The sequence below is a fragment of the Nevskia sp. genome (assembly GCF_023266035.1).
GTDB lineage: Bacteria > Pseudomonadota > Gammaproteobacteria > Nevskiales > Nevskiaceae > Nevskia.
In genome coordinates, this window is the sequence record NZ_JAHFRY010000018.1 from 1 (window position 1) to 20,563 (window position 20,563).

General features: G+C 58.2%; 17 protein-coding genes. 13 read left to right on the forward strand and 4 right to left on the reverse strand.

The window, feature by feature from the left end; genetic code table 11:
- The 4 genes from Q0D45_RS04110 to Q0D45_RS04125 form a co-directional block, all read right to left on the reverse strand.
- On the reverse strand, positions 1-551 hold a 551-nt coding region (locus Q0D45_RS04110; protein ID WP_293388929.1), incomplete at its 3' end, for a YCF48-related protein.
- A 71-nt stretch (positions 552-622) separates the two neighbouring features.
- A complete protein-coding gene (locus Q0D45_RS04115) occupies positions 623-3,130 on the reverse strand; it encodes a DUF1302 family protein (RefSeq protein ID WP_293388931.1) in 2,508 nt (835 codons plus the stop codon).
- 117 nt (positions 3,131-3,247) lie between these two features.
- Complete coding sequence (locus Q0D45_RS04120) at positions 3,248-4,609, reverse strand: DUF1329 domain-containing protein (RefSeq protein ID WP_293388933.1); 1,362 nt, start codon at positions 4,607-4,609, stop codon at positions 3,248-3,250.
- A 189-nt stretch (positions 4,610-4,798) separates the two neighbouring features.
- A complete protein-coding gene (locus Q0D45_RS04125) occupies positions 4,799-7,426 on the reverse strand; it encodes an MMPL family transporter (protein ID WP_293388935.1) in 2,628 nt (875 codons plus the stop codon).
- A gap of 375 nt (positions 7,427-7,801) precedes the next feature.
- Here Q0D45_RS04125 and Q0D45_RS04130 point away from each other — a divergent pair, with 375 nt between their 5' ends.
- From Q0D45_RS04130 to Q0D45_RS04190, 13 genes are all read left to right on the forward strand, one after another.
- Positions 7,802-9,256: an aldehyde dehydrogenase family protein gene (locus Q0D45_RS04130; protein ID WP_293388938.1), complete on the forward strand. Its 1,455-nt coding sequence runs from the start codon at positions 7,802-7,804 to the stop codon at positions 9,254-9,256.
- Between the two features lie 98 nt (positions 9,257-9,354).
- Positions 9,355-10,533, forward strand: a complete 1,179-nt coding sequence (locus tag Q0D45_RS04135; RefSeq protein WP_293388940.1) for a lipid-transfer protein — start codon at positions 9,355-9,357, stop codon at positions 10,531-10,533.
- A gap of 13 nt (positions 10,534-10,546) precedes the next feature.
- Positions 10,547-11,005, forward strand: a complete 459-nt coding sequence (locus Q0D45_RS04140) for a MaoC family dehydratase N-terminal domain-containing protein (RefSeq protein WP_293388943.1) — start codon at positions 10,547-10,549, stop codon at positions 11,003-11,005.
- The gene (locus Q0D45_RS04145; protein ID WP_293388946.1) at positions 11,002-11,421 is read left to right on the forward strand and encodes a MaoC family dehydratase; all 420 of its coding nucleotides are present in this window, start codon (positions 11,002-11,004) and stop codon (positions 11,419-11,421) included. The genes Q0D45_RS04140 and Q0D45_RS04145 overlap by 4 nt, the downstream gene beginning before the upstream one ends.
- A 29-nt stretch (positions 11,422-11,450) precedes the next feature.
- Positions 11,451-12,275, forward strand: coding sequence for an SDR family NAD(P)-dependent oxidoreductase (locus Q0D45_RS04150; RefSeq protein ID WP_293388949.1), 825 nt, complete (start codon positions 11,451-11,453; stop codon positions 12,273-12,275).
- A 32-nt stretch (positions 12,276-12,307) separates the two neighbouring features.
- Positions 12,308-13,435, forward strand: a complete 1,128-nt coding sequence (locus tag Q0D45_RS04155) for an acyl-CoA dehydrogenase family protein (RefSeq protein WP_293388952.1) — start codon at positions 12,308-12,310, stop codon at positions 13,433-13,435.
- A gap of 19 nt (positions 13,436-13,454) precedes the next feature.
- Positions 13,455-14,087: a class I SAM-dependent methyltransferase gene (locus Q0D45_RS04160; RefSeq protein ID WP_293388955.1), complete on the forward strand. Its 633-nt coding sequence runs from the start codon at positions 13,455-13,457 to the stop codon at positions 14,085-14,087.
- Positions 14,088-14,105: 18 nt separating this feature from the next.
- Complete coding sequence (locus tag Q0D45_RS04165; protein ID WP_293388958.1) at positions 14,106-14,999, forward strand: alpha/beta hydrolase; 894 nt, start codon at positions 14,106-14,108, stop codon at positions 14,997-14,999.
- A 148-nt stretch (positions 15,000-15,147) separates the two neighbouring features.
- Positions 15,148-15,405 (forward strand): MAPEG family protein, encoded by a 258-nt coding sequence (locus Q0D45_RS21575; RefSeq protein WP_366946345.1) that lies wholly within the window; start codon positions 15,148-15,150, stop codon positions 15,403-15,405.
- Between the two features lie 108 nt (positions 15,406-15,513).
- Entirely contained in the window at positions 15,514-16,671 is a 1,158-nt protein-coding gene (locus Q0D45_RS04175) for an acyl-CoA dehydrogenase family protein (RefSeq protein ID WP_293388964.1), read from the forward strand.
- 15 nt (positions 16,672-16,686) lie between these two features.
- Positions 16,687-17,826 carry an acyl-CoA dehydrogenase family protein gene (locus Q0D45_RS04180; protein WP_293388967.1) on the forward strand — a complete coding sequence of 380 codons (1,140 nt, stop codon included), beginning with the start codon at positions 16,687-16,689 and terminating at the stop codon, positions 17,824-17,826.
- 19 nt (positions 17,827-17,845) lie between these two features.
- Positions 17,846-19,003: an acyl-CoA dehydrogenase family protein gene (locus Q0D45_RS04185; protein WP_293388970.1), complete on the forward strand. Its 1,158-nt coding sequence runs from the start codon at positions 17,846-17,848 to the stop codon at positions 19,001-19,003.
- 134 nt (positions 19,004-19,137) lie between these two features.
- A complete protein-coding gene (locus tag Q0D45_RS04190; RefSeq protein WP_293388973.1) occupies positions 19,138-20,544 on the forward strand; it encodes a wax ester/triacylglycerol synthase family O-acyltransferase in 1,407 nt (468 codons plus the stop codon).
- Positions 20,545-20,563: the final 19 nt, after the last annotated feature.

The window sequence follows — 20,563 nt, forward strand, 5'->3', positions numbered from 1 at the left end:
CGTTCATCTTCGGTGACAGGGTTAGCCGCAACCTGAGACCACGTTATACCACCATCAGTGGTGGACAAAAAGAGGCCATAGGCCCCAACTGCATATCCTCGATTAGCATCGATGAACAACACATCGAAGAGAGGTTTATTCAAATCCGGCTGGAAGTTCTGCAGTATCCAGGTTATGCCGCCATCAGAGGTATGAAGTATCACCGAATCGTGACCAACAGCCCAACCATTTTTTGTATCTGTAAAGGTCACACTCGTCAAAAGACTGTCCACAGGCGTTTTAGCCTGCAACCATTTTCTTGCATCCGCCGACACAAGAATATGCCCCCGGTTGCCAACAGCAACATAGCGTTCGCCGGTATTGACGACTTTAACGAGTGGACTACTGGGTGCCTTGACAGCCATTTCCACAACATGAGGCTGCGTCGAAGATGAAGCAACCGATGAGGCTTGAATTTCCGCTGTATCCAGACTTCCTGCCGCAACATCAGGTGCCTCCCCTTGAGACATCGCCGACATTGACAGGGCAACGAGGCTTAGCCCGAAGCTCATGCTTACCGATTTTTTACAGTGCTCAGTCATTATCTTTGCCCGATAGCAGGATCTGTTACAGCGGAAGTTCTTTAGAACTGATATTTGAGGAAGAAGCCGATGTTGTCACGATCGCGAATGCTGTTGTTTGCACCACCACGCGTGTACATATTGTAAGTAATGGACAACGACGTGGCCTTCTCGTAGCGGATCTCAAAAATCGAATTCAGCTGAATACGGCCCTCGACGAAGTTAGCACCTGGCCCCGGCGAGTTATGGTAGACGTCGTGCTGAAAGATCAGAATGGGCTGAATCGAAATGCCGGGAAGCACGGATTCATAACTGATTCTGCTGACCACGCGATACCCACCTGCTAGTGCATGCGCGAACTGATTGCGGCTTGCCTGGTAGGGGTTGAAGCGCAAGCCATCCCCACCGATCGAACATGCTGGATTTGTCGAGCAAGCAAGTCTGGAACCATCGGCACCACTGCCATCGGCACCCGCCGAGGCATGTGTCGACGCGCCAAACGGCCCCTCAATCTGCAATTGATCATACTTCGGGAGATTCAGGACATGGGTCGCAGCCACTTCGTACAACAAAATGACTTGATCCGCGCCAATCCAGTTTTCCGAGCCACCCAAGACACGCGTGGCCCCAAAAGCGTATTGCATGACCTTGCCAGGAATCCAGCCCTGGATGTAGGAGTTCGGTGCATTCTCGCCGATAGTTCCACCACGATACGGAGTAATGAAATTGGGAAAGGAGCGAGCCGAACCGGGAACCGATCCCACGAGCAGGCTTAGATTGTCCGGATACGGGTTATTGCCATTCTCGTCAACAAAGTTATTACTTGGATATAGAGAATAAGAATTTCCTCCATTTTCAGTGAATGCAATGGTATTGGTGGTTCCACGGCAGCCGATGGTCTGGTCATGGCATCGAGACAATGTAGGCCCAAACGCCGCAAAGGCAAGATCCACTACTGATACCTGCAAAGGCAAATTTGGCCGATACGAGATTTCACCTTGATAGGAGTAATCACCATAAGTCGTATTGAAGCTGAATCCGAATAATTTTCTATTTTCAGGATAAGACAACTGGATGCGTGCTGTATCGAACGGCACAGCGTCAGAAATTTGCAGCCCAGGGCGTGGCAGGAGAAGATTTGCAAATCCCAGCAGAGAACCACCCAAGTCTTGCAAAACCAGTGGGTTCGTGGCAATCAATTGCGCAGCCTCTTGAACAATCTGACTGCTGCTGCTCGTGTTCAATGCAATTGGAAGATTCGGACAGTAAGAAAGAAACGTCGTGGAACTGACAGCATCCATACCGAACGCATTCCCTTCACGGCGCGCGCAACTGGCATCCGTTGCATACGTACTCGCATAAGGAAGTTTGGAATGATAGTTCATGAAGTACAGACTGAGATCTGTACCGTTATTCAACCATTCGGCAAAATGCGTCAATTTGAAACCGAACTGCCCGCTGTCCTTGGCCTCACGATCGGGCAGACGCGGGATGCGTAGAGCCGTTGGCGTGATTGTAGTCAACGGGTTGTCCAGCCTGCCGCCTGCCAAGCCTTCGAGATCATCCGCTGCGGAGCCAAAACTGGCGTTAACTGCATCACGCTGATTGGGGGTGCCAACATCAATGAACGAGTTGAATGTCCCCGGTGTCGGCACCTCAACGATGCGGGACTCGAATTGGTAATAACCTTCGATCGAAAGGCTGTCTACGATGTTCGTGGACATCCGCAGCATGTTGACCGGAATATAAAGATCTTCCAATAGGCCGTTGCCGCTGCGGAAGAACGCATTTGCATTGATAGGCTGGGCCTGATTGATTGAATTCACGATCGCGACGGTAGCTTCACCCCATTGCACCGTCTGGCGCCCCAGACGAACCTGCAGTTGCCGATCACCTGGAAGGGAAAACCTACCGAAGAAGTTGGTGTCAAGCGGCTGATACCTCAAGCCGATCTGCTGGGCTTCGTCCTCGTTGCGGGCTTCCTCAAAGGCACCACCGGGTCCGTAAACCTGATCATAGTAGCGATTCGAAGGGCTGCCGCCGTTGATGCCGACTCCACCGCCGGATATTCCGACACTAGAAAAATTTCCACTCGTGATCCGATTCCGGTATTTCACTTTGCCGTGGTACAGCGCCGGATCGTAGATGGCTCGTCCTCGATAGAAAAAGCCATAGTCGCCGGATTCGATCTTGAGATCATGCGTCCAGACGATCGGGGACTGTGTGATGTCGCCGCGGTCGAAATTAAGATCGCCGTCATCAAAGTTAAGGGATGGTGCGCCCGGAGACCGACGCAATTGCTCGGCAGGATAAGTCTGCGTTCGGTTCAAGCCCTGGCAAAGCTGATAGACACCCGTGCATACGTTGGGATTAATGTTTGCCTTTCCTATCAGGCGGCTATCCCGTTCTTCGATACGAAACGCTGCACCTGCGGTTAGCGTCTGATTGAGAACCGCGTTGAAATCCTGATCCAGAAACTTCACATCCAGTTCAACCGCCGATGCAGCCATCGACCAAAATCCAACTCCCAAAGCACCAAATATCCAAACGTGAGCACTTTTCTGCTTCATTTCTGTTTCCCCCAATTCGCACAAGATAGCCAAGGTTCCCGGCTTTATTGAAAGCCAGTGAAAATCCGGGTTACAACTTTCGTAACCCGGACTCGTGCCTACTGCGCAGCCTTAACTTTACTTCGATGTCCGCTTCTGAACCGTATCAGCACTGAAGTCGTCATCACTGAAAGTCACCGTCTGGTCATACGGCTGATCTTCGTTATTCATCGCCGTCACGAAGTAACGACCTGAATCGAAGTGATAGATCACTTCTGGCTGCGTCGTCGCAGCGAGTACGTTCGCATACTGAATCAGGTGGCCTTCCTGGAACTGCAGGAGTTTGCCCTGCTGATCATAGTCATCGATCGCGACGATATTCCAGGTATCTTCATCGAAATACATCGTCCGCTTCTTGAAAGTATGGCGCTGTTCCGGTTTGTTGTTTGCTTCAACAACCCAGACACGATGCAGCTCGTAGCGCGGAAGATCAGTATTGACGTGATTCGGACGCGCAATATCCTTGTACTTGACCGATGGCCCCGCGATCTTGTAGCTGTTATACGGGATATACATTTCCTTCTTGCCGACGAGCTTCCATGTAAAGCGCTCGAGCACGCCGTTGTACATATCGACCTGATCGTAGAACTGATGGCCGTCGGTGCCTTCATACGGGTTATCGCAGCAGACTGCTGGTGCGCGGCGGATGCGCTTCAGCACCGGCGCATACAACCATGCGGACCGGCCCTCAGGTCCAAACCCTGCCTTTTCGTGGACCAGAATGAAAGTTCCGGCAACACGCGGCGGCGAGATCGTTTCCGACAGATAGCGCAGGAAGTCCGCACCCGGCTTCAACTCGATCGGCGTCTTGTTATTGATATTCGAGTAGTAGAACTTAACATCCTCGACCACTTTGGTCTGAGAGAATTTTCCGTCCTGCTGAACAATCATCTGATTGTTATAACGCCGTTGGGCGCCACCGCGGTACTTCACGCGATGATTCCAAACCGGCTCTGCTCCGCTTTGTGGAATCGGGAACGGGAAGCCTACGAAAGCGCCCTTCGGATTGTCGACGCCGTCGAGCTCAGCGCGCGTTGCGTTCAGCTTTGTCTCATCAAGCAGCTTGTCCGGGAACGTATACTTTCGGTGTGATGGGTATACCTGCATCTTGTAGGTGCCTGGATAACGCTTGAACAATTCCTTGTGGCCTTCGGACAGTTTGTCCGCGTACTTGGCGACGTCTTTCGCCTCGATCACCATCAACGGCTTTTCATTGGCCAACTCCGGATCGTTCGCATACTCGCCCTTGAGTGCGCCGCGCGCCTTCTGCGGTGTCCAGGCCGGAATCGTGCCTTCCTTGTTGCCAGCCTTTTCGGCACCGACTGGCGTCAGCTCCTTGCCGAGCTTGGCGGCTTCCTCAGGGCTGACCTTCGCGTATGCCGGTGCGGTCATTGCCACCAACGCCGCCATCAATGACGACATCCAAATTCGCTTCTTCATCTATCGATCTCTCTTGCTCGTTGAACGACTGTTGGTTACCGCGTCCCATCGTCGGCGCACCAGCGACATTGACGCGGCATCGCACAAACCGGATTACTCCGATTTCCTCCTGCTGAGCTGCGGGTGCCAAAGCTCAGAGCCATCGACCCCTCAGCCTATCTCGTAAGACAATTTGTAATTTTTCTTGCGCTACTTCGCAGAGGCCTTAGCTGCTGCAGCCTCAGCCTTTGCAGCTTCCTTCGCAGCCTTCGCTATCAGCTTCTCGGGCTTAAGCAAAAAGTAGGCAAAAGCTGGCAGCAGCAGAACCGCAGCGACAGCATTGGCTACGAACATGATGGTCAACAGAATGCCCATGTCGACCTGGAACTGCAGGCCCGAAAACAACCAGGTGCAGACCGAACCAGCCAGCGCCAACGAGGTGAACACCACCGCCTTGCCGGTCTGGTGCAGGGTCTGCTTGTAGGCATCGCGCAGGCTCATGCCGTTCTTCACGCACTCCTCGAGCACCGAATAGATGTAAATGCCGTAGTCGACTCCGATGCCCGCCGCAAAAGCAGCCACCGGCAATGTCGAGACCTTTACACCGATCTGCAGCCAGACCATCACGGCATAGGACATCACCGACACCAATGCCAGCGGGAACAGCACACAGATGACGCTTGAAATGGTGCGGAACGAGATGAACACGCACAGCGCGATGCCGGCGTAGACCCAGAACAGCACGGTCGGCTCGGTTTCGGCGACGACATCATTAACCGCCGCCATGACGCCGACATTGCCTGTCGCCTTGCTGAACTTGACCGGCGAGTCAGCGGGCTGTTCGGCAATGAACTTGTCGATTCCGGAGACGATCCCGTCTATGGTTTCTGCTTTATGGTCGGCAGTGAAGATGAACACCGGAATGGCGCTGCAGTCTTCATTCAGTAAACCCGTAGAGCTAGGAAAAGGTTGGACCGTGATTACCAGCGCCCCACTCTCCCGAGGAAGAACGTTCCATTTCGGATTCGATTCGCCATAGGCATTGAATACTTTCCTCTGAGCCTGCGGCAGCGACAGCGTCGACTGCACGCCAGGCGTGTTCTGCATTCGCCACGAAAAACGATCGATATTCTCGATGATGCCATGGTCGATGCAACCATCAGCTTTCGACTCTGCGATCACCTTCATCACGTCAACGCCGATCGAGAAATTGTCGACAATCGTCTTAGAGTCGCGATTGTAACGAGAATCAGGACGCAGCTCTGGAACGCCGTCAAGCAACTCGCCGATCTTCAGATCCTTCGCAACGTGATCATTGTAGAGATAGAAACCGATGGACAACACAATGGTGCCGATCGCAAAAGGCTTCAGAGTAAGCGTGGAAACAGCGCTCCAGATTGGCTCGAAGATGCGGTCACGACGCGCCTGGTGAGCCCGGAATTCGACCGGGTTGCTGATCTTCGCGTAGGACAGCAGACAGGGCAGCAGCATCTTCTTGCAGAAGATGATCGCGACAAGGCCGAACATGGCGTTGACCGCCATTTCCTGAACGATGCCGATCGGCACCAGCAAGATGGTGCCGAAGCCGACGACATTGGTCAGCACCGCTGAAATACCCGGCACGACAAGACGCCGGTAGGTCGCCCGCGACGCTGCAAAACTGTCGAGACCATGATCGGCGACTTCGTAAAGCCAGAAGCTGGTGATCTGGATGCCATGCGACACACCGATCGACAGCACCAGAAACGGCACCAGGATACCGAACGGATCCAGCGCATAGCCGAACAGATGCAGCATGCCGAGTTCCCAGATTACCGCCAGCACTGCGCAGGACAACGGGATCAGCGCGATCAGCGCGGAGCCGGTGTACAGCGTCAGCAGCATCCAGGTCAGCGCCAGAGTGAGAAAGAAAAACCCAACCACTTCGAGCAGCGAGTCGGCAACGTCGCCAACGACCTTCGCAAAGCCGATAATGTGAATATCAATATCGGGATTGAAATTCGGGTTGGCGACTTCGGCAACATCGAAATCACTGCCTTCCAGTTCAAACACCTGGCTACTTCCATCGGCAGCCTCGGTATCGACGACGATGGTCTTGAACCGGAAAAAGAGGCTGCGCGGGTCGTGATACTCCCGCCTGACCACCTCGCCCGCCTTCAAAGGCTCGTGGTCGGCCTTCAACCGGTATTCGTACATCTTCGAATTAATGTACTTCTGGCGGATGTCCTCGATGACACCTGCCGTCTTGATGTAGTCGATGGTTTTTCCGGTGATCGGGTCTTTTTCGAGCAGTTCCGAAAAGATCATCGCGCCGCGCTGATCGTTGGCGACCAAGCGACCGATGATGCCGGCCTTCGATACATTGGCCTTGACCTTGTCGAGGTTCTCCGGCGTCGGCGTGAAATCCGCCGAGATCACGTTGCCGCCGGCGAAGCCTTCTTCGACGACTTCCAGATAACGCACGTCCGGCGTGAAGATCGAACTGACTCGAGCGCGATCGGTGCCCGGCAGGAAGGTGACCGAGTCGGTTACTGCCCTCAGCGTGTTCATGAACGCCGGGTTGTAGATGTCCTTTTCCTTTTTCTCAGTGACTGCGAACAACACCACGTTCGCACCACCGAATTCCTTTTCGTACTGCTTGAATACCTTGATGTACGGATGGCCAAGCGGCAACTGCTTCTCGAAGCCGGAATCGACCTTGAGGTGAAGCGCCTGCCAGACCATGAAAATTGTTACCGCCGCCAATACCAGCAAGGTGCGGCCGCGGTTACCAAACACGATCGGCTCAGTGACACGGACAAACAGTTTGGAAAATTTGCCTTGCGCTTCTGAATGCATCGATTACCCCCGTTAACGAATGATCTCGGCCTATTGCCCATGGCTGACCGTATTTTTTTAATGCCGTTTTTATACGACGGTTTCTAACGAACGTTAGCTTATTTTGATCGCATCTTCAAGCCTATTCGAGATGAGGCGTTCGGTCTGCTGTCGTAATTTTGGCTTTGCCGGTCAATCGAAGGTGCCTTTGCCGCAGAGCCAACCATCTCCGTGGGCTTGTCGAGCAATGGCACCGCTGAATTTCCTGCACATGAAGGCCCTTGGTAGCATAGGTTATAGAAATAACTAACAGTAGTTTGATTTTTTGCCAAGTTTCGCTTTTAATGTCTGCCTTCGCGGCTCGATCAAATCAGCATGCCAACGGAAACTGACCTCTTGACAACCTCGGTACCGCTTGTCCGTCCCGACAACCTGCACCTGGCAGGCGGCCATTCAGTTCGTGCCGTGTTCGAGTCACAGCAGACGACAGCACTGCGCTGGCGCTTATCGACGGTGGGGCAGCGAATCGCGAGGATCCGAAAATTGCGCGATGCGGTACTGGCAGCTGCGCCAGCGCTGCGAATCGCTGCAGCCGCTGACTTCCGCAAGCCGGAGGCCGAAGTCAATCTGACCGAGATTTTCACCGTAGTCTCCGAAGCCAACATGGCCATCCGTCGGCTGAAACGCTGGATGAAGCCAACGCGTGTCGGATTTTCTCCGTTGATGGCCGGAACGCGTGGAAGCATCGAGTACCAGCCACGTGGGCGCTGCTTAATCATCGCCCCCTGGAATTACCCGGTGAACCTCAGCTTCTGCCCACTGGTCCTGGCACTCGCTGCTGGCAATACCGCGATTATCAAGCCTTCGGAAATGACGCCCAATCTTGCTGCTGAGATGCAGAAGATCATTGATGAAAGCTTTCCGTCAGATGAAGTCGCGATGTTTCAGGGCGAATCCGACGTCGCTCAAGCGCTTCTCGATCTGCCATTTGATCACATCTTCTTCACCGGAGCACCAGCTCTCGGCAAGGTGGTGATGGCTGCGGCGGCGCGACACCTCACCAGCGTGACCCTTGAACTGGGAGGCAAGAGTCCGACCATCATCGATGCCAGCGCCGATCTCAAGGCCGCTGCACACAATGTGTGCTGGTCCAAGTTCATGAACAACGGCCAGACCTGCATCGCGCCCGACCACTTGTTCGTGCACGACTCGGTCGCCGACGAGTTCCTGGATCTGGTGCGCGAGCGGCTTGCGGAAGTCTTCGGCAAAGATGACGACGCGCGCTTCCGGTCGCCCGACCTCGCCCGCATCGTCAATGCCCGACACACATCGCGCGTGCGACGACTGCTGGACGATGCACGTGCGCGCGGTGCCACGGTCGTCGTCGGCGGCGACGTAAGGGAAGAACACTGCTACGTCTCACCAACGGTGCTCGAAGGCGTACCCGCCGATGCCGCCATCCTGCAGGAGGAAATTTTCGGACCGCTGCTACCGGTGATCCGGTTTGACGAACTCGACGCGGTCATCGACCGCATCAACGGCGGCGACAAACCGCTTGCGCTGTACGTCTGGGGCAAGGACCGTGCACGCATCCGCCGCGTGCTGGACCGCACCTCCTCGGGCGGAGCCTGCGTCAACAACACCGTCGTCCAAGCATTGCATCCCCTGCTGCCATTTGGTGGCGTCAATTATTCGGGGCTTGGCAGCACGCACGGGGAGTTCGGATTTCGAGCGTTCTCTCATGCCAGAGCAATTGCCGACACCCGCGTCGGGATGGTGCATCTGTTCTTTCCGCCGTATACAGCGCGCGTGAAGCGGATCATCGAGATGACTTTGCGCTGGCTCACATGATCCCACGCCGGGCGGGCCTCACCCCGCTCCCGTTTTGGTCTCGTCAATCGAGGCCTTCTTTATATTTATAGTCGATTTTTCTCATTCTGGAGAAGCACATGAGTCAAGCTGTGATTGTTGCTGGTGTCGGCATGGTCCCCTTTGCAAAACCCGGGATGTCTGCACCTTATTACGAGATGGGTGCCGAGGCAGCCCGCCGCGCACTCACTGATGCCGGTGTTGATTATCGGCTTGTGCAACAAGCCTATGTGGGTTACGTCTACGGTGATTCCACCTGCGGTCAGCGCGCGCTATACCCAGTAGGGATGACTGGCATTCCGGTGATCAATGTCAACAACAATTGCTCTACCGGCTCGACTGCACTGTTTCTTGCTCGTCAGGCCGTACAAAGCGGTGCTGCTGACTGCGTGATCGCGCTCGGTTTCGAGCAAATGAAGCCGGGAGCACTAGGTTCCTATTACGCGGATCGCCCGACGCCGTTCGAGCCGTTCGACAAAGTCTGCGACCAGCTCGTCGGCCAGCCTGAAGTGCCGATGGCGATCCGCTACTTCGGCGGCGCCGGCATGGCGCACATGGAAAAGTACGGGACCAAGGCCGAGACCTTCGCGAAGATCCGCGCCAAGGCCAGCCGTCATGCCATGAACAATCCTGTAGCGCTCTTTCGCAAGGAAGTGACGGTCGATGAAGTGATGGCTTCGCCGACTCTGATCGGCCCGCTGACGCGCTTGATGGCCTGCCCGCCGACATGCGGTGCTGCGGCTGCCATCGTCTGCTCGGAAAAATTTGCCAAGACTCACGGGCTCGATTCGCGCGTGAAGATCGTCGCTCAGGCGATGACCACTGACACACCGGCTACCTTCGACGCAGGAAACATGATGCAGCTGGTCGGCTACGACATGACCCGCGCCGCCGGCGATCAGGTCTATGCGTCAGCAGGCGTGGATCCGACGGACGTCGATGTCGTGGAACTTCACGACTGCTTTGCGACCAATGAACTGCTCACCTATGAAGGCCTGCGTCTTGCCCCGGAAGGCGGTGCGGAAAAAATGATCCGCGACGGCGATAACACTTATGGCGGACGGGTGGTAACCAATCCCTCCGGTGGCCTGTTGTCGAAGGGCCATCCGCTGGGTGCAACCGGACTTGCGCAGTGCACCGAACTGGTCCAGCAGCTGCGTGGGACTGCGGAGGCGCGACAGGTCAAGGGTGCGCGCATTGCGTTGCAGCACAACCTCGGTCTCGGTGGTGCTTGCGTCGTGACGATGTACCAGGTCTGAGAGGGGAATTTTCATGATCGACACCAAGCACATCGGTCGGCAGCTCGCGACCACTTTTTTCGAAGTGGAGAAGGGGCGCTTGCGCTTCTTCGCCAAGGCCACTGGAGAGACCCGGCCTGAATACATCGACGAGGCCGCGGCCAAGGCTGCGGGGTATCGCAGCCTGCCGGTGCCGCCCACCTTCCTGATGGGGGCGGACCTGGACGCGGGCATCATGTTCACGCTGCTCGATGAGCTGGGCGTGCCCATCGGCAACATCCTGCACGGCGAACAGAGCTTCACCTACCACGCGCAGGTCTGCGCCGGCGACGTACTGAAAGTGGAGTCGCGCATCGCCGACATCTACCACAAGAAAGGCGGCGCACTGGAATTCATCGTGAAGGACTCGGTCATCACCGACCTGAACGGTGTGAAGGTCATGGAGGCCCGCAGCGTCATCGTGGCCCGCAACCCCAAGGAGAAGTCGGCATGAGCGTCCCAACATTCGATCAGGTCAAGGTCGGCGACGAACTCCCCGCGCTGAAGCTGCCGCGCGTCACGCGTACCACGCTAGCGCTGTTTGCGGGTGCGTCCGGTGACCACAACCCGGTCCACATTGATCTGGATTTCGCCAAGGCCGCAGGCATGCCGGACGTGTTCGCGCACGGCATGTTGCCGATGGCATACCTCGGCCGCTTCCTTACTAACTGGGCGCCTCAGACGCAGCTCCGGCAATACGCGGTGCGCTTCTCGGCCATCACGCCGATCGGCGCCAAGCTGACCTGCGGCGGCAAGGTGGTGGAGAAGCTCGAACGCAACGGTGAACGGGTCGTGAAGCTGGAGATCGGCGTCGTTGACGACAAGGGGGAGCTCAAGCTCTCCGGCGACGCGCTGGTCGCGCTGAAGTAATCACATTCAACACTCAGGAATCAGACTCCATGAAACTCGCAGGCAAGGTTGCACTCGTCACCGGGTCGGGCCGCGGCATCGGCCGTGAAATCGCTCTGAAGCTCGCATCGGAAGGGGCCAGTGTTGTCGTCAACGATCTCGATCCCGTTCCAGCGGAGGAAACCGTCGCGGCCATTGTCGCAATGGGTGGAAAAGCGGTGGCCTGTGCAGGCAGCGTGACTGAGAAGGGCTTCGCCGAACGCTTCGTCAATACCGCTATCGAGCAGCTAGGTGGCCTGGACATCATCGTCAACAACGCTGGCTATACCTGGGACAACGTCATCCACAAGATGACCGACGAGCAGTGGCACGCGATCATTGACGTGCACGTCACCGCGCCGTTCCAGATCCTGCGTGCGGCTTCCGAGTATCTTAGGGTGCAGACCAAGAAGGAAGCGATGGAAGGCCGCGAGGTGTTCCGCAAGGTCGTCAACATCTCGTCGATTGCAGGCACCGGCGGCAATGCCGGCCAGGCCAATTACTCGGCCGGCAAGGCCGCAATCATCGGCCTGACCAAGGCCATGTCCAAGGAGTGGGGCCGCTACAAGGTCAACGTCAACTGCGTGGCCTTCGGCCTGATCAAGACGCGCTTGACCGAGGCGGCCGCCGGCACCGACGCCAGCATCGACGTCGAAGGCCGCAAGATCAAGGTCGGGGTCAATCCGGATCTGCTCAAGACCATGGAAGCCATGGTGCCTTTGGGTCGTGCGGGAACGCCGACTGAGGCAGCGGGTTCCGTTTACCTGTTCTGCATCCCGGAATCCGACTACGTCAGCGGCCAGGTGCTGATCTGCGGCGGTGGCTTCTCGATGTGAGCGCGACCATGAAAAAGGCAGAATCGCCATGGATGAACGAGGAACTGACGCTATTCCGCGATAACGTCCGCAAGTTCATCGCTGCGGAAATCACGCCACACGAGGAGCAGTGGGCCGAACGGCAGTACGTGGACCGCGATCTCTGGCACAAGGCCGGTGCGGCAGGGCTGCTGTGCACGGATGTGGCCGAGGAATACGGTGGCGCCGGCGGCACGTTCGCGCACGAGGCGGTGATCCTCGAGGAACAGGCCTATGCCGGCAACACGGCTTGGGCCAAGGGCGTGCATGAAATCGTCACGCACTACATTGTTGGCTGCGCCACGCCAGAGCAGAAGAAGCGCTGGCTGCCAAAGCTGGCGTCGGGTGAAATGGTCGGCGCCATCGCCATGACCGAGCCCGGCACCGGTTCGGATCTGCAGGCGGTACGCACGCGCGCCGAGCGGGACGGCGACAGCTATCTCATCAACGGCTCCAAGACCTTCATCTCCAATGGCCATCATTGCGGGCTGCTGATCATCGTCTGCAAAACGGATCTGTCTGCAGGTGCCAAGGGTATCTCCCTGATCGCGGCCGAAAATCCGACGGAGCTACCAGGCTACAAACGTGGCCGACTGCTGCACAAGATCGGCCAGAAGGGTCAGGACACTGCAGAGCTGTTTTTCGAGAACCTGCGGGTGCCGGCAGAAAACCTGCTGGGCGGACGCGAGGGCCAGGGCTTCTACCAACTCATGAATCAGTTGCCCCGCGAGCGCCTGATCATCGGCGTCGGCGCCATCGCTGCGGCGGAAGCGGCGATGCATCACACGCTGGACTACGTCCGTCAGCGCAAGGCTTTTGGCAAGACCCTGCTGGAATTCCAGAACACGCGCTTCAAGCTGGCAGAGCGACAGACCGAACTCACCATCGGCCGGGTGTTCATCGACCACTGTATTCAGAAATTGCTGGATGGCAAGCTCGATGCGGCGACCGCCTCGATGGCCAAGTGGTGGGGTACGCAGAAGCAGTGCGAGATCGTCGACGAATGCCTGCAGTTCTTCGGCGGTTTCGGCTACATGACCGAGTATCCGATCGCACGCATGTACCAGGATGCACGCGTACAGAAGATCTACGGCGGCACCAACGAAATTATGAAAGAACTGATCGCTCGGTCGCTGGAATAAGCCCGACCAATTCACCACCTTGGCCCTCACCAAAACGATGCGTAATTTTTACGAACGCAACATCCTGCCCTCGATGATTGACGTGATGTGCGGTATGCCGATGTTCGAGCGCCATCGTCAGCGTCTGGTACCGCAGGCCTCGGGGCGGGTGCTGGAAATCGGGATCGGTACTGGACGCAATATCGCCCATTACCGTCCAGAACAGATCCAATGCCTGTGCGCTGTTGATCCCGGCCTTCATCGCAAGGCTCGGAGACGGGCACGCAAGCGTGGAATGGAGATCCTAGAAGTACCGTTGACGGCCGAGAAGATTCCTGTCGCCGATGCCAGCTTCGATTGTGTGGTCTGCACTTTCAGCCTGTGCACGATCTCCGACCCTAACGCAGCGCTGTCCGAAATGCGTCGCTTGCTTGCCCCCGGCGGCAGGATGCTGTTTGCCGAACACGGTTCAGCGCCTGAAGCCTGGGTGCGTCGCTGGCAGGAAGGGATCACCCCGTATTGGAAGCTGATCGGGGGCGGCTGCCACCTCAATCGCAACATTCCTGCACTGATCGAGAGATCCGGCTTCCGCATCGAGGGACTGAAGGCCGGTTATGAACGTGGGCCACGCGTACTCAGTTACCTCTATTCCGGGACCGCTGTGCCCCGCTGATACTTCCGATCATTCCCCTTGGCACACGACCCTATTGCACCCGCTACTCTCAAGCCCATTCAACTCCTGGGGCTGAACGGCCTTCGTCTGGCCGGCGAGTCAGCCGGCAACCCGACGCATGTGCCGGTGGTTCTCCTGCATGGCGGAGGACAAACTCGCCATGCATGGGCGAGCACGGCGATCCGGCTGGCTGAAGCCGGCTATTACGCCCTGGCCTACGACGCTCGTGGACATGGTGACAGCGCCTGGTCAGAGTGCGGTGATTACAGCCCCGAAGCGCTGATTGGCGACCTGCGCGCGGTCACCTCCAGGCTGAGTGCGCGACCCATCCTGGTCGGCGCATCGATGGGCGGACTCACTTTGATGGTGGCTCTCGGCGAGGCTGAAGAGGACTATGCGAGGGCGCTGGTGCTGGTGGACATCGCCGCCCGTCTCGAGGCGAGCGGCGTGGCACGCGTACTCGAGTTCATGCGAGCGCACACGTCCGGCTTCGCCACTCTCGACGAGGCGGTGGACGCGGTCGCCGCCTACAACCCGCACCGGCCCCGCCCGCGCGGCACCGAGGGCCTGCGCAAGAACCTCCGACACCGCGACGGGCGCTGGTACTGGCACTGGGACCCGCGCTTCCTTGACCATGCCACGCGCACGCAGGCCGGTGAAGCGCTGATTCAGCAAGAGCGCCGCGAGAATGCTGCGAGGCGTATCCGCGTTCCGACCCTGCTGGTGCGTGGCGGCAGCAGTGACGTGGTCAGCCCAGCAGGTGCTCGCGCCCTGCAGGAATTGATTCCGCACGCGGAACTGGCCGATGTCGCAGAGGCAGGCCACATGGTGGCCGGGGACCGCAACGATCTGTTCAGCGAGGCAGTGATCGCATTCCTGCATTGCCATGCCCCCCCGCACCAGAGTGCCTGATGTCTACCCTGATCTATCCCGCAGCGTTTTACGTCCTGTACATCTTCGCTCTGTTCCTGAGCCTGATGGTGGTGCGCGTGCGCGCGGTGAAATCCGGCAAGGTGGCGATGGCCTATTTCGCGACGTATTCCGGCGAAGGTCCGCCGGAATGGACGTGGTGTTGGGCCGTCATTACGACAACCAGTTCCAGGTGCCCCTGCTCTTCCTGCTCACCTGCAGCGTGCTCATGCACGCCGGCGTGCAGGATGGATTGACACAGGGGCTTGCCTGGCTGTTTGTAGCCTCGAGGCTCGCGCATTCATGGGTGCACTTGCGCGGCAATGTTGTCGTGAGACGCCTGCAGGCCTATGCGCTGGGCTGGTTCACCATCGTTGCTCTTTGGATCCGACTGCTGCTGGCGGCCTAAACCGACGAGCGCCTGCCACGGCGCTTCACGCCGCCTGGTGTGAAGCCGATCCGATACCGAATTGCGGTACCCAATTATCTCATCATCTCTATCTGAGGATATCTCCCCGTGGATCTTGATTTTTCACCAGAGGACCAGGCGTTCCGCGCCGAAATCCGCACCTGGATGCAGGCCAATGTTCCGCCGAAGGCTGGCCCAGAAATTGGCCTGCCGAACCACCGGGAAACGCAGGCCGCCTGGGAGCACAAGCTCGGCAAGAAAGGCTGGCTGGCCTGCAACTGGCCCGCTGAGTACGGCGGGCCAGGCTGGACCGCGACGCAGCGTTACATCTTCGATACCGAGCGGGCACTGGCCGGCGCCCCGCCGTTCAGCCCCTTCGGACTGATGATGCTGGGGCCGGTGCTGATGGCCTACGGCACGCCGGAACAGCAGTCACGCTACCTGCCGAAGATCGCCAGCGGCGAGGAATTCTGGTGTCAGGGCTATTCGGAACCAGGCTCCGGTTCCGATCTGGCCAGCCTGAAGACCCAGGCGGTTCGGCACGGTGACCGCTATGTCGTCAATGGCCAGAAGATCTGGACGACCCAGGCGCACTGGGCGAGCTACATGTTCTGTCTGTGTCGTACCAATACCGATGTGCCCAAGCAGCAAGGCATTTCCTTCCTGCTGATCGATATGCGTGCGCCGGGGATCGAGATCCGGCCTATCACCACCATTGATGGCGAGCACCATCTGAACGAAGTTTTTCTGACTGATGTTCAGGTGCCGGTTGGCAATCTGGTCGGCCAGGAAGGCCAGGGCTGGACCATTGCGAAGTACTTGCTCACTCACGAGCGAACGGGTTTGGCCGGAATCGCGGACAGCTACTTCCAGATCGGCGAACTGCATGGTGCCGTCAACCGCGATGCGAGCCTTGCTGATGACCCTCTGGTGCGACGGCGATTGGCGGCACTGGAGGTTGATCTTCTTGCGCTCGAATTCACCAATCTGCGCACCTTGGACCGTGTTGCCCGAGGCGAGCCGCTGGGTGCAGGGTCATCAGGCCTCAAGATTCGCGGCAGCGAGCTGCAGCAGGCGATTTCTGAAGCACAGGTGGAACTCGGAGGGCTTTCGGCCTTGCCGTGGCTCGGCGAGGTGTCGACTGGAGACCCGGTATTCCGCACTGCAACCCAACGCTACAACTTTCTGCGCGCCTGCACCATCTACGGCGGCAGCACCGAAATCCAGAAGAACTTGCTTGCCAAGCTGCTGCTTGGCACTAATTGAGACGGAGGCGGAACAATGGACTTTTCCCTTAACTCCGAGCAGCAGCTGCTGCAGGACAGTGCCAACAAGTTCGCGGTCAAGGGCTACGGATTCGATCGCTACCGGACGACGTTGAAGCTCGATGGACACCTCGATCCAGCCGCCTGGGCTCAGATGGCAGAATTCGGCTGGCTCGCCCTTCCCCTGCCGGAATCCGCTGGCGGCCTCGGCGGCAGCAGCACCGACGTAACCCTGGTTGCCGAAGCACTGGGTGCTGGCATGGTGCTGGAACCCTACGTCTCTGGTCTGGTGCTCCCGGGCAGGCTGCTGACCCTGGCCGGCAATGATCGGCAGCAGCAACGGTTGGAGGCGCTTGCGGCAGGCAACCTGCAATTGGCGGTTGGATGGGCTGAACCCGGCGACCGTCAGAATCCGGCTCACTGTGCAACCCGGGCGGTGGCGAAGGGCTCGGGCTACGTGATCAATGGCAGCAAGCTATGCGTGCTGAACGCCCCCAACGCGCAGGGCCTGATCATCAGTGCACGAACCTCGGGCAAGCCCGGCGACCACGGCGGGATCAGCCTGTTCGAGATCGACCCCGCAGCCCCGGGTGTCAGCCTCGTCCGCTACCCGCTTATGGGCGGAGGCTCGGCTGCGAACGTGATCATGGATGGGGCAAGTGTGTCCGCCGATGCTTTGCTGGGTTCAATCGGGGAAGGCTTTGAACTGCTGGATGACGCTCTCGACCATGCAACAGTTGCTGCCTGCGCGCAGGCACTGGGGGCCATGCAGGCGCTGGTCGAACGTACCGCCGCGTACCTGCGGGTTCGCAAGCAGTTCGGGGTTCCAATCGGTAGTTTCCAGGTGTTGCAGCATCGCTTGGTCGACATGTATGTCGACGTCGAACAGAGCCGTTCGATGGTGTTGATGGCTTCAGTGCGCGTCGGCAGCGCCAACGTGGCCGATCGCCGGCGAGCGGTTTCTGCGGCCAAGGCTTATCTTGGCCAGACGAGCAAATTCGTGGCGCAGCATGCCGTGCAGCTGCACGGCGGGATCGGTGTCACCGAAGAGCTTGACGTCGGCCATTACTTCCGCCAGCTCACTGCATTCGGGATCCTCTACGGCGATCGCGAGCGGCATCTTGACCGCTACGCCAGCTTGCCGCGCGCGGCATGATTCCGGCACGAAGAAGGCAATGATCATGATCCATGTCGCGCCACACCCTTTCCTGACCAACGATCACGACATCTACCGCCAACAGCTGCGCCGTTTTGTGCAGCTGGATTGCGAGCCCAACATCGAGGCCTGGGAACAGGCAGGCGAGTTGCCCCGGTCCCTGCAGCGCAAGGCTGCAGAAGCCGGGGTGCTGGGCATCGGCTTCCCGGAGGAGTACGGCGGCAGCGGAGACAGTGATCCATTTTTCCAGTCGATCATGGCGGAGGAGCTGGCACGGACCGGGTCCGGCGGGCTGATCGCCGCTCTCGTCAGCCATCGGATCGGCAGCCCGCCAATCGCAGTCCATGGCAGCGCAGACCAGAAGGAACGCTTTCTGCGCCCCGTGCTGGACGGCAGCAGGATCGCCGCGCTGGCAATCACCGAACCGGGAGGGGGCTCCGATGTCGCCAGCCTGCGGACCACTGCCCGGCGCGATGGCGATCATTACATCGTCAACGGCTCCAAGACCTTCATCACGTCTGGAATGCGTGCCGACTACATCACGGTCGCCGTCCGTACCGGCGGCACCGGTATGGGAGGTATTTCGCTGCTGGTGGTGGAAGCGGGCACGCCAGGATTTTCCCGCAGCCCGCTTCAGAAAATGGGCTGGTGGTGCTCGGATACGGCGACACTGTATTTCGATCAGTGCCGGGTGCCAGTAAGCAACCGTATCGGCGAAGAAGATCGCGGCTTCATGGCGATCATGGACAACTTCAACAACGAGCGTCTGATGCTGGCCGCTCAGGCCTGGGGTCTGGGTCAAGTCTGCTACGAGGAGTCACTGAACTATGCGCGCCAACGCCAGACGTTCGGCCAGCCGCTCATCGTCCGTCAAGTGATCCGCCACAAGCTGGTCGACATGAAGATGCAACTCGACGCCATCAAGGCGCAGCTTGATCTGTTGTGTTGGCAGGTTCGAGAGGGCCACATGCCCGTCGCGGAAATCTGTCTGCTGAAGAACCTGTCGACGTCGGCACTCGAACAGATTGCCGGCGAAGCAGTGCAGATCTTCGGTGGTGCCGGCTATCTGCGTGGGACAAAGGTGGAACGCATATTTCTCGAGACCAAGGTGATGTCGATCGGCGGCGGTGCCAGCGAGATCATGAAGGATCTGGCTTCACGTCAGCTTGCCTACTGAGGGCAATCGATTCGACCGAATGAAGCTCATGGCGCCAGTCACCACTTCTGTCCAACAGCTCCAGATGCCTCGCTCACCCTAAAGTCCGCACACGTTCAATTGGCGGTCACAATATAAACAGGAGGAGACAAAAAATGACGACCCGATTCGTTCCTGCACTTGATCTCGGCTGGTTGCTGCTGGAAACCGTCGATACCCCCAACCATGTTGGCGCGCTGATGATCTTCGAGCCGCCGGAGTCCGCTGGGCCAAGTTACATGAGGGATCTGACGGCCCATCTTCGCGCGGTCGATACTCTCGTCCAGCCTTGGAACCTGCACCTGCGGGATGGGCTGTTCAAGTCTGTCTTGCCGATGCTGGATACCTCGGGGAAACCGGACATGGAGTATCACGTCCGCCGGCTTGCGCTTCCCCAGCCCGGCGGCGAGCGTGAACTGGGTGAACTGGTGTCGCGCCTGCACGCAAACGCGCTCGATCTGCGCCGACCGATGTGGGAGTGTCATGTCATCGAAGGACTCGAAGGCAATCGATTTGCCCTGTTCATCAAGATCCATCATGTGCTGATCGATGGCGTCGCCGGCATGCGCATGTTCCAGCGGGCGATGTCACCCAATGCGCGGGACATCCGTCCCGCTCCCTGGGGCTATGTGCATCAGCTTCGGGGATCGAAAAAGGAAAAGGTGATCGGGAACCGAAATCACACTGCGCCACCGGCTGTTGCCAGTCGCAGAGGCCTGGTGCTCAAGTCGATCGCCAATCTCTATCCAATGCTGAGGCCTCGCAACAGGCGAGTGAAAGATCTGGTCACCGGCTTTTCAGCGCCTAGCACAGTGCTCAATACGCGTATCACCGTTCAGCGGCGCGTTTCGACGCAGCGCTATTCGCTGCTTCGCCTCAAGCGCATTGCCGACGCCGCAAAGGTGTCGGTCAACGATGTGGTACTTGCATTTTGCGGCGGGGCTCTTCGGCGACTGCTATCAGAAGCGGGCGAACTGCCGAGCAAAAACAGCCTCAATACGTGCGTTCCCATCAGTCTCCGCTCCGCCGACGACGATATCAGCGTTGGAACGGCGATCAGCTTCGGCTTTGCGGATCTCGCGACCAATGAATCCAATCCATTGCGCCGACTTGAAAAGGTACACGCTTCAACCCGCGCGCTCAAGGAGGAATTGAGCACCCTTCCGAAAACCACTGTCGGCGCATTTTCCCTTGCCGTCATGGGTCCCTACGCAGCGCAACAGGCTGTAGGCCTCGCTGGACGGATGCGGCCGATGTTCAACGTGGTGATCTCGAATGTACCGGGCCCAACCGACGATCTGTACCTGTTCGGTGCACGAATGGATGCCATGTACCCGGCATCGGTGCTTTACCACGGGCAGGCACTGAACATCACCTGTGTCCGCTACGGCGACCATCTTAACTTCGGCTTCACGGCATGGCGCGACGCATTACCCCATGTTCAGCGCATTTCCGTGTACTGCGCCGATGCAGTGGCCGAGCTGGAACAAGCTTTGGGATTATCTGCAGACCCTGTGAGCTGATCACCGTCGAGCGACTGGG

What these genes read in the sequence shown, in the direction of transcription:
- Q0D45_RS04115 (WP_293388931.1), bottom strand. Translation starts at nt 3,130, where the DNA reads ATGAAGCAGAAAAGTGCTCACGTTTGGATATTTGGTGCTTTGGGAGTT.
- Q0D45_RS04120 (WP_293388933.1), bottom strand. Translation starts at nt 4,609, where the DNA reads ATGAAGAAGCGAATTTGGATGTCGTCATTGATGGCGGCGTTGGTGGCA.
- Q0D45_RS04125 (WP_293388935.1), bottom strand. Translation starts at nt 7,426, where the DNA reads ATGCATTCAGAAGCGCAAGGCAAATTTTCCAAACTGTTTGTCCGTGTC.
- Q0D45_RS04135 (WP_293388940.1), top strand. Translation starts at nt 9,355, where the DNA reads ATGAGTCAAGCTGTGATTGTTGCTGGTGTCGGCATGGTCCCCTTTGCA.
- Q0D45_RS04140 (WP_293388943.1), top strand. Translation starts at nt 10,547, where the DNA reads ATGATCGACACCAAGCACATCGGTCGGCAGCTCGCGACCACTTTTTTC.
- Q0D45_RS04145 (WP_293388946.1), top strand. Translation starts at nt 11,002, where the DNA reads ATGAGCGTCCCAACATTCGATCAGGTCAAGGTCGGCGACGAACTCCCC.
- Q0D45_RS04150 (WP_293388949.1), top strand. Translation starts at nt 11,451, where the DNA reads ATGAAACTCGCAGGCAAGGTTGCACTCGTCACCGGGTCGGGCCGCGGC.
- Q0D45_RS04155 (WP_293388952.1), top strand. Translation starts at nt 12,308, where the DNA reads ATGAACGAGGAACTGACGCTATTCCGCGATAACGTCCGCAAGTTCATC.
- Q0D45_RS21575 (WP_366946345.1), top strand. Translation starts at nt 15,148, where the DNA reads ATGGACGTGGTGTTGGGCCGTCATTACGACAACCAGTTCCAGGTGCCC.
- Q0D45_RS04180 (WP_293388967.1), top strand. Translation starts at nt 16,687, where the DNA reads ATGGACTTTTCCCTTAACTCCGAGCAGCAGCTGCTGCAGGACAGTGCC.
- Q0D45_RS04185 (WP_293388970.1), top strand. Translation starts at nt 17,846, where the DNA reads ATGATCATGATCCATGTCGCGCCACACCCTTTCCTGACCAACGATCAC.
- Q0D45_RS04190 (WP_293388973.1), top strand. Translation starts at nt 19,138, where the DNA reads ATGACGACCCGATTCGTTCCTGCACTTGATCTCGGCTGGTTGCTGCTG.